At 62.4% G+C, this 11166-nt stretch carries 10 protein-coding genes; 4 read left to right on the top strand and 6 right to left on the bottom strand.

From position 1 onward, the window contains the following. Positions 1-178: 178 nt before the first annotated feature. Positions 179-1813 carry an NAD(P)/FAD-dependent oxidoreductase gene (locus NCS28_RS12110; RefSeq protein ID WP_250514059.1) on the top strand — a complete coding sequence of 545 codons (1635 nt, stop codon included), beginning with the start codon at positions 179-181 and terminating at the stop codon, positions 1811-1813. 41 nt (positions 1814-1854) lie between these two features. Here the strand turns inward: NCS28_RS12110 and NCS28_RS12105 are convergent, their stop codons facing one another. The 3 genes from NCS28_RS12105 to NCS28_RS12095 form a co-directional block, all read right to left on the bottom strand. Next, positions 1855-3396, bottom strand: a complete 1542-nt coding sequence (locus NCS28_RS12105) for a UxaA family hydrolase (RefSeq protein ID WP_250514058.1) — start codon at positions 3394-3396, stop codon at positions 1855-1857. A 10-nt stretch (positions 3397-3406) separates the two neighbouring features. Further along, entirely contained in the window at positions 3407-4693 is a 1287-nt protein-coding gene (locus tag NCS28_RS12100) for an MFS transporter (protein ID WP_250514057.1), read from the bottom strand. A 94-nt stretch (positions 4694-4787) separates the two neighbouring features. Then, positions 4788-5912: a mannitol dehydrogenase family protein gene (locus tag NCS28_RS12095; RefSeq protein WP_250514056.1), complete on the bottom strand. Its 1125-nt coding sequence runs from the start codon at positions 5910-5912 to the stop codon at positions 4788-4790. Between the two features lie 218 nt (positions 5913-6130). Between NCS28_RS12095 and NCS28_RS12090 the strand changes: the two genes are divergently transcribed. Then, complete coding sequence (locus tag NCS28_RS12090; protein WP_250514055.1) at positions 6131-6829, top strand: FadR/GntR family transcriptional regulator; 699 nt, start codon at positions 6131-6133, stop codon at positions 6827-6829. Between the two features lie 48 nt (positions 6830-6877). Here the strand turns inward: NCS28_RS12090 and NCS28_RS12085 are convergent, their stop codons facing one another. After that, positions 6878-7198 (bottom strand): DNA-binding protein, encoded by a 321-nt coding sequence (locus tag NCS28_RS12085; RefSeq protein ID WP_250514054.1) that lies wholly within the window; start codon positions 7196-7198, stop codon positions 6878-6880. Between the two features lie 380 nt (positions 7199-7578). On the opposite strand from NCS28_RS12085, the gene NCS28_RS12080 reads away from it, so the two are divergent. Next, positions 7579-8454 carry a class I SAM-dependent methyltransferase gene (locus NCS28_RS12080; RefSeq protein WP_250514053.1) on the top strand — a complete coding sequence of 292 codons (876 nt, stop codon included), beginning with the start codon at positions 7579-7581 and terminating at the stop codon, positions 8452-8454. Here NCS28_RS12080 and NCS28_RS12075 read toward each other — a convergent pair whose 3' ends face one another. After that, on the bottom strand, positions 8455-9012 hold the full coding sequence (locus tag NCS28_RS12075; protein WP_250514052.1) for a DUF1415 domain-containing protein: 558 nt from the start codon (positions 9010-9012) through the stop codon (positions 8455-8457). Further along, positions 9009-9656, bottom strand: coding sequence for a TetR/AcrR family transcriptional regulator (locus NCS28_RS12070; protein WP_250514051.1), 648 nt, complete (start codon positions 9654-9656; stop codon positions 9009-9011). Before NCS28_RS12070 ends, NCS28_RS12075 begins: the two co-directional genes overlap by 4 nt. 122 nt (positions 9657-9778) lie before the next feature. Here NCS28_RS12070 and NCS28_RS12065 point away from each other — a divergent pair, with 122 nt between their 5' ends. Continuing rightward, positions 9779-11062 (top strand): MFS transporter, encoded by a 1284-nt coding sequence (locus tag NCS28_RS12065; protein WP_250514050.1) that lies wholly within the window; start codon positions 9779-9781, stop codon positions 11060-11062. Positions 11063-11166 lie beyond the last annotated feature (104 nt).

The raw sequence follows: 11166 nt of genomic DNA, 5'->3' as shown, positions 1-11166 counted from the left end.
CCCGTGTGAAAGTAGGTAATCGTCAGGCTCCTTATGCTCCAAACAAAAACCCCACCCCTGCAAGGTGGGGTTTTTGCGTTTCGAAACGCCCCACAGCGCGGAGACGAAAGTCGCGTCCCGCAAGCGCTAAAATCCCTCTACGTATTCTCAAAAGCACGGCCGCGCCGTCGATGTCCCCATGCTACGTCTAAGCGAAATCAAGCTCCCGCTCGATCATCCCGAATCGGCTATCGAATCTGCGGTTCTCGCACGTCTCGCGGAGATTGGCGTAGCGGCAAGCGAACTCGTGAGCTTCCACGTATTTCGCCGCGCGCACGATGCCCGCAAGCGGGCCGATATCAAGCTCACCTACATTATCGATGTCGAGTTGCAAGACGAAGCATCGGTGCTGAAGCGTCTCGACGCACGTCCGCATCCGCACTGCGGCGTGACGCCTGACATGGCGTATCGTTTCGTGGCGAATGCGCCGGCGCGCTCGACATTGCTGCGCCCCGTCGTGATCGGCATGGGACCTTGTGGACTTTTTGCAGGCTTGATCCTCGCGCAGATGGGCTTCCGTCCGATCATCCTCGAACGCGGTAAGGCCGTGCGTGAGCGAACGAAAGACACGTGGGGACTCTGGCGTCGCAACGAACTCAATCCGGAGTCGAATGTGCAGTTCGGCGAAGGCGGCGCCGGCACGTTTTCCGATGGCAAGCTCTACAGTCAGATCAAGGATCCGAAGCACTACGGCCGCAAAGTGCTCGACGAATTCGTCAAGGCCGGCGCGCCGGAAGACATTCTATATTTGAGCCGCCCGCACATCGGCACGTTCCGGCTCGTGAGCATGGTCGAGAAGATGCGCGCGCAGATCCACCAGCTCGGCGGTGAAGTGCGATTCCAGCAGCGGGTTGAGGACATCGACATTGATAACGGCAAGGTGCGCGGCCTCACGCTGTCGACCGGCGAAACGCTGCGCTGCGATCATGTCGTACTCGCCGTCGGTCATAGCGCGCGCGACACATTCGAGATGCTGCACGACCGCGGCGTGTACATGGAAGCCAAGCCGTTTTCGCTGGGCTTTCGCATCGAACATCCGCAAGGGGTGATCGATAGAAGCCGCTTCGGCAAATTCGCCGGTCACGAAAAGCTGGGCGCTGCCGACTACAAAGTGGTCCACCACTGCAGCAACGGCCGCGCGGTGTATAGCTTCTGCATGTGCCCGGGCGGTACGGTCGTCGCGGCGACGTCGGAGCCGGGGCGCGTCGTGACGAACGGCATGAGTCAGTATTCGCGCGCCGAGCGCAATGCGAATGCGGGCATCGTCGTAGGCATTACACCGGACGACTATCCAGGCGGCCCGCTTGCCGGCATCGCGTTTCAGCGCAAGTGGGAAGAGCGCGCGTTCGAGCTGGGTGGTGGCGACTACTGCGCGCCGGGACAACTCGTCGGGGATTTCATCGCGGGGCGTGCGTCGACATCGCTTGGATCGGTTGCTCCGTCGTATAAACCCGGCGTGAAGCCGACCGACCTGAGCACCGCGTTGCCCGATTACGTGATCGAAGCGATCCGCGAAGCCTTGCCCGAACTCGACAAAAAGATCAAAGGATTCGCGATGCATGACGCCGTATTGACCGGCGTCGAGACGCGCACTTCTTCGCCGATCCGCGTGCGTCGCAAGGACGATTATCAGAGCGTCAACGTTGAAGGGCTGTATCCGGCGGGCGAGGGTGCGGGTTACGCCGGCGGTATCTACTCGGCGGCGATCGATGGCATCGAAGTCGCGGAAGCCGTGGCGTTGCAGATGATGGCGCAGCACGCGGCCACGGTTTAACAAAGAGCGCATCGGTCACAATTCGCTGCGCTCAGCAAAACTCAGGTCACCACACCCACCTGCCAAGGCACGAACTCGCTCTGTCCATATCCGTGTAGCTCGCTTTTCGACGCCACGCCCGACGCGCAATCGAGCATCATCTGAAAGATCTGTTCGCCGAGTTGGTCGATGGTCGCCGATCCGTCGATCACGCCGCCGCAGTTGATGTCCATATCCTCTTCCTGGCGCTCCCACAACGCGGTGTTTGTCGCGAGCTTGAGCGAGGGCGAAGGCGCGCAGCCATAAGCGGAACCGCGACCCGTCGTGAAGCAGATCAGATTCGCGCCCGACGCGACCTGGCCTGTCGCGGACACTGGATCGTAGCCGGGCGAATCCATGAAGACGAAGCCCTTCGCATCGATACGCTGCGCGTATTCGTACACTTCGACGAGATTGGTCGTCCCGCCCTTTGCGACCGCGCCGAGCGACTTCTCGAGGATCGTCGTGAGACCACCGACCTTGTTGCCGGCCGACGGATTGTTGTCCATCGCCGCGCCGTTGCGCGCACAGTACTCCTCCCACCACTTGATGCGCGCAAGCAGTTTCTCGCCGACTTCGCGGCTCACCGCGCGGCGCGTCAGCAGATGCTCTGCGCCATAGACTTCGGGCGTCTCGGAAAGAATCGCCGTGCCGCCGTGCGCGACGAGCTTGTCGACCGCGGCGCCCAAAGCCGGATTCGCCGAAATGCCCGAATAACCATCCGATCCACCGCACTGCAAGCCGACGACCAGATGCGCCGCCGGCACCGGTTCGCGCTGCACGCGATTGGCGTCGGCGAGCATTTCCTTCACGATCGCGATACCGCGCTCGATCGTCTTTCGCGTGCCGCCGCTGTCCTGAATCGTGAAGCTGCGCAGCTTTTCGCCGTCCTTCAAGCCGCTCGATTCGAGCACGCCCGAAATCTGATTCGTCTCGCATCCCAGCCCGACGAACAGCACGGCATGAAAGTTCGGATGCACGGCGTAACCCGCGAGCGTGCGGCGCAGAATGCCGAGCCCTTCGCCCTGCATGTCGATACCGCATCCGAGTCCATGCGTGAGCGCGATCACGCCGTCGACATTCGGATAATCCGCGAGCGCTTCCGGATGCACATCGCGCCGAAAGTGATCGGCGATGGCGCGCGCAACCGTCGCCGAGCAGTTCACGCTCGTCAGCACGCCGACGAAATTGCGTGTCGCCACGCGGCCGTCGTCGCGGCGGATGCCCATGAATGTCGCGGGCTTGTCGACGAAGGGCGTCGGATGCTGATCGACGCCGAACTCGTGCTCACGCGCGAAATCGGCCATCGACAGATTGTGCGTATGCACGTGCTGACCGCGCGAGATCGCCTCGCGCGCCACGCCGATGATCTGGTTGTAGCGCTTCACGGGCGTGCCCGCGGCGATATCGCGGGTCGCGATCTTGTGCCCGGGCGGAATCAGTCCCGCGACGACGAAATCCTCCGACGCGATGCGCGCGCCGGAGAGCAACTGACGCGTCGCGATCACGACGTCGTCGTTCGGGTGCAGCCGGATGACCGCATGGTCGGTGGATGTGGTGGACATGGTTGTGTTCTCAGACCGTGGAAGGTGCGCGGTTGTCGAGCCGCGCTTGCTCTTCTTCGGCGCGATTGAGCGGCTCGATCTTGCCGACGATTACAAGATAGCTGAACGCGCCGAGGAAGCAGAAGCCGCCCGCGACACAGAGCGGAATCACAAACGAGCCCTTGGTGATCGCGAGCATCACGCCGGTGAAGGTCGTGATGACGATGCCCGCGAGGTTCGACGCGAAGTTCTGAATCCCGCCGATCGAGGCGACGTGATCCGGCGTCGGCGCAACGTCGCTCGGCAGCGACCAGATGCTGGCGGCCGCGAACGCAAGACTTGCGTAGGCGATGCCGAAGAACGCGAGCATCAGATAAATGCTGGTGACGAACGCGCACAGCGTGATGACCGACGAAAGGAGCATGCCGCCGACCATGCAGGTCTTGCGCGCGGCGGTGAGGCTCCAGCCGCGTTTGAAGAGCGCGTCCGACACCCAGCCGCCGAACCAGCCGCCCGGAATCGACATCAGTGCGGGAATCGTGCCGAGCGTGCCGAGCGATTTCAGCGAGAAGCCGTGCGCCTGCACGAGATAGCTCGGGAACCAGGTGATGAAGAAGTAGATGACGAAGTTCAGGCAGAAGAAGCCGAGCATCATGCCCCACAGCGTGCGGTACTTGAACAGCGACGCCCACGACACCTTGGTTCGCGGCGCAACCGGCTGGACCGGCGCGGCGTCCATTTCGCCCGTCAGATCGCCTTTCGACTTGTTACGGTAGATCAGGAACCAGCCGAGAATCCACACGAAGCCGATCACGCCGGTGATGACGAACGACGCTTCCCAGCCGAAAGAGCTGATGATCAGCGCGACGACCGGAATCGACAAAGCCGAACCCACGCGCGAGCCGCTATCGAAGATGCTGGTCGCGAACGCGCGTTGTTCCTTCTTGAACCATTGCGACACGAGCTTCGCGCACGACGGATACGCGCCCGCCTCGCCGATGCCCAGCATCAGGCGGCAGCCGAACATGCCGGCGACGCTCGTCGCGACGGCGGTGAGCGCCGTGAACACCGACCACCAGCCCACCGCGAGCGGCAACGCGATACGCGCGCCGACGCGATCGACGAACCAACCGAACGGCATCTGCATGAGCGCGTAGCTCCAGAAAAAGCCGCTCAGGATGAAGCCCATTTCCGCGGGGCCGATGCCGAGCGCCTTTTCGATCTGCGGCGCGGCGACCGCGAGATTCGCGCGATCGATATAGTTGATCGCGATTGCCAGAAAAGCCAGAAATATCACTACCCAACGCATTTTGCGCATCGTTTGTCTCCTCAATGGGCGGCACTTCATGTGTTCCGGCCCGATCCGCGATGCCGGCGCGGTGAGCCGTGATTCGAAAGCTGGGGAACGCTCGTCAGGCGGTTTCGAGCGCGTCGCGCAAACGCTTCTGCGCGAGGTCGAGATTCAGTTCGCGTGCGAGCTCGATGACGGGCTGGAAGCGCCGGACTTTCTTCTCGTCGTGATTGCGGGCGATGTCTGCGAGCCGATGCACGAGAAACGGGTTCTCGAAGCGGTCGCGCACGCTCGTGAGATACGTCGCCGCAACGTCGTGCTTGCCGAGCGCCGCGAATACGGGCAGCACTTCGTCGCGCCACGTCGCTTCGAGCGGCTCGCGATACGCGGGATCGCACATGGCGTCGAGCACGGTCATGTCGGGCGAGCCGTCGCGCGTGCGCCAGATTTCGGCGAGCATCGTGTGGCCGAGATTCAGCATCAGGAGCTTGAGACGTTCGTAGTGCGCGAGATCGTCGGTGACGACAATGTCCTCGTGCTCGCACGGCAGCACCATGCCTGCCTGTCGCTCGATCGCCCACAGCGCGTACGGTTCGGCGATCGCCCCGACCGGCTGAATCGGCTCCGAAACGATCCGGTCCACCAGCGAATTCACCCACACGCAGTCTTTCATGAGATAGCCGATGAACGCCTCGTCGACGTTCCAGCCGCGCGCGACACCGATCACCAGATCGCGCACCGTGTCGCCGTTGCGCGAAACGAGTTCGCAGGGCAAAAGCGTGATCGCTTCCGCGCCCGCGCGATATCGCGCGTGAAGCAGCACGGCGAGCTTCGCGGCGAAGCCGCGCGGCGTGCGCTGGCCGTCGAGCAGATCGGCGGTGTCTTCGTCGAAGAGCGCGTAGCCGGCGTCGGCCGTGTTCGAGACGATCACTTTCACGTCGCGCTTCACGCATTCGAGCAGCAAAGGCCAGTCGTCGTTTGCGTGCAGTGCTTCCGTGATCGAATCGCATTCGACGATCGTATCGACGGTTTCATCCCGCCGACGACCGCGAATGCGCACCGGATAGCGCCCCGCCGCGCGCAATGCCTCGACGCGCGCGCGGCTGTCGGCGCTCGAAGTGGTCTGCACGACGGTGATCTTGCCGAGCGCATTCGCCGGATCGCGGTGCGCCGCTTCGCTTACGAAAAAGTCGACGTGCGCCTGCAGGAAACGGCTCGTGCCGAATTGGAGTATCGGATTGCTCATCGTCGGGAGCTGGGAATTGTCGAGTGGGAACGGTTCCAGATCGCCGCAAAAAAATTGGCCACCTGGCCTTACCGGATTGCATACTAGTGTCTTGAAATGGAATTGGTCAAGCCACTTGTAAGCAGTCCGAGAACGTCGAAAGCCCGCCGCGCGGCGCGTCAACCCTTCGGCTGATTACAATCCACGTTTTCCCCGAGACGAAAAGCAGGAGCCAGCACGTGAGCGTGAAACCAGCCGAGACGCGACGCCTGTATCTACAGATCGCCGACAAATTGCGCGGACTGATCGAGCAGCAGGATTTCGCGCCGAACGGCCGCCTGCCATCGGAGCGCGAACTGGCGCAGACGCTCGGCGTGTCGCGGCCTTCCGTGCGCGAGGCGCTCGTCGCGCTGGAACTGGAAGGGCGCGTCGAGATCCGCATGGGCTCGGGCGTGTATATCGTCGCGACGCCGGCGGCCAAGTCGTCGCCGAGCGAAGCGGAACTCGGCGAAAGCCCGATCGAGATCATGACCGCGCGCAGCGTGATCGAGGGCGCGATCGCGGCCAGCGTCGCGCCGTTCGCCAAACCGAAGGAATTGAAAGCGCTGCGCACGGTGTACGAGACGATGGCGCGCGAAGTCGGAAACGGCCAGGTGCCGATGGGCGCCGATCGCGCGTTTCACATCGCCATTGCGCAGATGACGGGCAACGACGTGCTCGTGCGAACGGTCGGCAGCCTGTACGACGAGCGGCATAGTCCGTTGTCGTCGACGCTACGTGGACACTTCGAAGGGGAGGAAACTTGGGCGGCCGCGCTCGGCGAGCATCGCGAAATTCTGGAAGCTTTGGAGGCGCGCGACGCCATACAAGCGCAAGCCGCGATGCAGCGGCACATGCGTCAGTCCGCGGCGCGCCTGATGACGAAACGCAAGAGTTGACACCGGCGCGTGCGTGCGGCGCGCACCGGATTTGAGAACGTGTCCGCGTCAGCCCGGATAGGCTTCATCGACCTTCAGACCCGCCAGCTTGAAGATGACGCGCAGCGTTTGCGGCGCGATCTCCCGGCGTGAGGCGAGCGTCGTCAGGACGAAATCCATCACCTTGGCGTACTTCAGCATCGTCAGGCACGTTTCGATGTCGGTGGAACCGTCGCGCATCGACTCGGCGAGGCGCAACATTTCCACGGAAATCTCTCGGGCCATTTCCAGTTCGAGCTGCTGCTTTTCACTCCACGCGGGCATCGCGGTCAGTGCCGTGAGCATCTCCTGAAACTGCTTCTCTGCTTTCTTGTCGGGGATCGCGTCCATCGCCGTCCTCTCATGTTCATGGCGCCGGCGAGTCGCATTCGCCGCGCTGTGCGTTAGGTGTTACGTAACAAGGCCGGGCGTGATGACGTTTCGCATGTCGAGCGCGGCTTGCTTGTTACCCAGCTTGTTGCTCCTGCTCGCTGCATCGGTACACGGCCGACAGGCCATGCTGTGTCGTCTCTTCCAATGGCCTCATTGTCGGACGATGCACAATCTGTTCCATGCAGCCCTGCTCCCACCCATCGGCTATCAAGCCAATGACTGGAACAAGAGCGTCTTCGCGCTTTTGGGTAAACTTCCTCTTTTGAGACGACAGAACCAGCGGTTAGCGCACATTCGGCGCGAACATGCTCCGCTTTTTTATTGATCGAACCTTTACGATGACCAGGAAGTCCTCCGCGTCGGCTCCGGGCACGCCCGACCCCTCCACCAAACACGAGATTCGTCCCGGCCAGTCGATCGAACTGCTGAAGGAACTCCATATCCTCACCCGCGACGGCAAGATGAATCAGGACAGTCGCCGCAAACTGAAACAGGTCTATCACCTCTATCAGTTCATCGAACCGCTTCTTGCCGACATCCACGCGCGCCAAGGGGCCGTATCGCTCGTCGACCACGGCGCGGGGAAATCCTATCTCGGGTTTATTCTCTACGATCTCTTCTTCAAGACTCTGCGCGATCGGTCACACATCTTTGGAATCGAGACGCGCGAGGAGCTGGTAAAAAAATCCGAAGAATTGGCAGAGCGCCTCGGGTTTACGGGGATGTCATTTCTGAATCTGTCGGTGGCCGAATCAATTGATTCAGATCGTCTACCTGATTCGATCGACATCGTCACTGCACTGCATGCGTGCAATACCGCAACCGACGACGCCATCCAGTTCGCTCTGCAGAAGAAAGCGAAGTACATCGTCGTCGTGCCGTGCTGTCAGGCTGAAGTGGCTTCAGTCCTGCGAAAGAACAAGGGACACTCGCTCTCGAAGAACGTGCTGACGGAAATGTGGCGGCATCCGCTGCATACGCGCGAATTTGGGAGCCAGATCACGAACGTGCTGCGTTGCCTGCAACTAGAGTCGCACGGCTATCAGGTGAGCGTGACGGAACTCGTCGGCTGGGAACATTCGATGAAGAACGAGCTCATCGTCGCGCAGTTCAAGGATCTGCCGCGCGGCCGGCCCGCGCAAAGACTCTCGGACGTGCTCGAAACGCTCGGGCTGGACGAACTGCGCGAGCGGTTCTTCACGACAGCGCACTGATCAGGATTTGTCTTTCATCCACGCTTCGAAGCCGTCATGGCCGAGACGGCGCAGCGTTTCGATATTGCGTTCGTAGATATCGGATGCATTGGGGAACGCATCGACGGCGCGATCGATGCTCGCTTCGCGAATCAGATGGAACGTCGGATACGGCGCGCGGTTCGTGTAGTTGTCGATATCGTCGGGCGCAGTGCCTTCGAAGCGATACTGCGGATGAAAGCTCGCGATCTGCAATTCGCCCGCGAGCCCGAGCTGATCGAGCAGGCGCTCGGCGAAGAAGAGGGCGTCGTTGTAGTCGGCGAAATCCGCGAACGCGTGCGGCGTGATGAAAAGCGTCGTGTCAATGGACTCTGGATCCGTATCGTGCAAAAGACGAAGTTCATCCGTCAGTTCTACGACGAGATCTTCCACGCCGCGCGCCTCGCTCACCACATAGCGAATCTGCTTTTTGACATGCACGCTCTTCGCGAACGGGCACAGATTGAGTCCGATCACCGCGCGGGTGAGCCAGTGCGTAGTCGCCGCGATCACGTCGTCGCGGGTGCTGCCGTCGGTCATGAGCCTTCCTGTTTGCGATGCGCGGGACACGCCGCGGCGATCAACGTGCGCGCGATGCGCGGCGCGGCGAGCAGCGGGCCCGAGCCGGGTCCGTACGTCTGGCTCGTCGCGTAGATGCCGTCGACGAGCAACGCGAGCGATTCCGCCAGTTCAGCGGGATTATCCGCTCCGGCGGCCGTGCAGATCTCGACGAGACGCGTCATCAGGTAATTTTTGTTGCGCTCGACCGATTGCCGCGCGGGATGAGCCGGATCGCCGAATTCGCACGCGATATTTACGAACGGGCAGCCGCGATAATCCGGCGACGACGCCCGTTGCACCAGATCCTCCAGCGCCTGAATCATCTGCATCGCCGGGTCGTCCGGATGTTTCGCGACGCTCGCCTCGAAGCGCCGCCGAAAGCGTTCGTCCATGCGCTCCAGATACGCGACGACGAGTTCGTCCTTCGACGCGAAACGCCGGTACAGGCTCATCTTGTTGACGCCCGCGCGTTCCACGACGGCATCGACGCCGATTGCACGGATGCCGTCGCGATAGAACAGCTCCTGCGCCGCGTCGAGCAATTGCTCCTGCGCGGTCGCGCCGTCGGTGCGGACACTTCGACGGGCGTGGCTTTTCGGCTCTTCAGCGGTGGATCGTGTCAAAGTCGGTTCCTCGAAGAATTCTGCTGCATGCTTGACATGTTACCGATCGGTAACTAAGCTCGCAACTCTAATGTGACAGAGCGGTAACGTCGCAGGACAAAAATCAACGTAACGGAGCAGCGATGAACTGGGTAGCGAGACGGCTGAACGGCCGGATACATTACGGTTGGGTCGCGGTGGGCGTCGTGTTTTTCGTACTGCTCGCGGCGGCCGGCACGCGCGCGACGCCGAGCGTCATGATGTTGCCGCTCGAAAAGCAGTTCGGCTGGTCGCGCGGCACGATTTCCCTCGCGATTTCGATCAACCTCGCGCTGTACGGTCTCGCCGGCCCGTTCGCCGCGGCGGCGATGCAGCGTTTCGGCGTGCGCCCGACGGTGCTCGCGGCGATCGCGACCCTCGCGGCGGGCGTCGGTATCTCGTCGATGATGACCGAGCCGTGGCAAATGGTGCTCGTCTGGGGCGTGATGGTCGGCAGCGCGACGGGCGTTGCGGCGCTCACCCTGTCGGCAACGATCGTGAATCGCTGGTTCACCACGCATCGCGGCCTCGCAATGGGCATTCTCACCGCGAGCTCCGCAACCGGCCAACTCGTGTTCTTGCCGTTCCTCGCATCGATTTCCGAGCGCTTCGGCTGGCGGCCGGTCGTGTTCATCGTCGCGGCGGCGGCGGCGATCGTGTTGCCGCTCGTCGCGTGGCTGTTGCCCGAGCGTCCGGCGGATCTATCGTTGCGTCCCGTCGGTGAAACCGCGAGTGCGCCCCCCGGCGCGATCTCGCCGCCGAAAAATCCGATCAAGGTCGCGTTCGGCACGCTCGCATCGGCGAGCAGGACGCGCGATTTCTGGCTGCTTTTCTTCAGCTTCTTCGTCTGCGGCGCGAGCACGAACGGCTATGTCGGCACGCACCTGATCGCGATGTGTTCCGACTACGGCATGACGCAAGTCCAGGGCGCGACCCTGCTCGCCGCGATGGGCATTTTCGATCTCTTCGGCACGACCCTCTCCGGCTGGCTGTCAGACCGTTTCAACGCGCGCGTGCTGCTGTTCTGGTATTACGGCCTGCGAGGACTTTCGCTGATCTATCTGCCGTATGCGTTCGGCATCGATTTCTTCGGCCTGCCGCTCTTCGCCGTGTTCTACGGCCTCGACTGGATCGCCACCGTTCCGCCGACCGTGCGCCTCGCCACCGACGTCTACGGCAAGGAATCGGCGCCGATCGTGTTCGGCTGGGTCGTCGCGGGTCATCAGCTCGGCGCGGCGTTCGCGGCGCTCGGCGGCGGCATGCTGCGCTCGAGCCTCGGCAGCTACACCGTCGCGACGATGATCTCCGGCGGCCTTTGCCTCGTTGCGGCCGTGACCGTGCTGCGCATCAATCGCGCGGGGCGTTCGATGGGCGTCGCCGCAACCTGACGATCTGCACGAGCGCGCGAGCTTGTTTATCCTTGTCGCCTTGAAGGGCGCGCATCTTCGCCGATGCGCGCCGTGTGTCTTTCATCACGCCAACGAGGACGAAC

Source organism: Caballeronia sp. INDeC2, assembly GCF_023631325.1.
Taxonomy (GTDB): Bacteria; Pseudomonadota; Gammaproteobacteria; order Burkholderiales; family Burkholderiaceae; genus Caballeronia.
Note: the sequence above shows the minus strand (reverse complement) of the source record. Positions and strands in the feature narration are given on the sequence as shown.

Coding starts and splice junctions, on each gene's coding strand:
- NCS28_RS12065 (WP_250514050.1), top strand. CDS start 9,779: ATGAACTGGGTAGCGAGACGGCTGAACGGCCGGATACATTACGGTTGG.
- NCS28_RS12110 (WP_250514059.1), top strand. CDS start 179: ATGCTACGTCTAAGCGAAATCAAGCTCCCGCTCGATCATCCCGAATCG.
- NCS28_RS12080 (WP_250514053.1), top strand. CDS start 7,579: ATGACCAGGAAGTCCTCCGCGTCGGCTCCGGGCACGCCCGACCCCTCC.
- NCS28_RS12100 (WP_250514057.1), bottom strand. CDS start 4,693: ATGCGCAAAATGCGTTGGGTAGTGATATTTCTGGCTTTTCTGGCAATC.
- NCS28_RS12105 (WP_250514058.1), bottom strand. CDS start 3,396: ATGTCCACCACATCCACCGACCATGCGGTCATCCGGCTGCACCCGAAC.
- NCS28_RS12075 (WP_250514052.1), bottom strand. CDS start 9,012: ATGACCGACGGCAGCACCCGCGACGACGTGATCGCGGCGACTACGCAC.
- NCS28_RS12085 (WP_250514054.1), bottom strand. CDS start 7,198: ATGGACGCGATCCCCGACAAGAAAGCAGAGAAGCAGTTTCAGGAGATG.
- NCS28_RS12095 (WP_250514056.1), bottom strand. CDS start 5,912: ATGAGCAATCCGATACTCCAATTCGGCACGAGCCGTTTCCTGCAGGCG.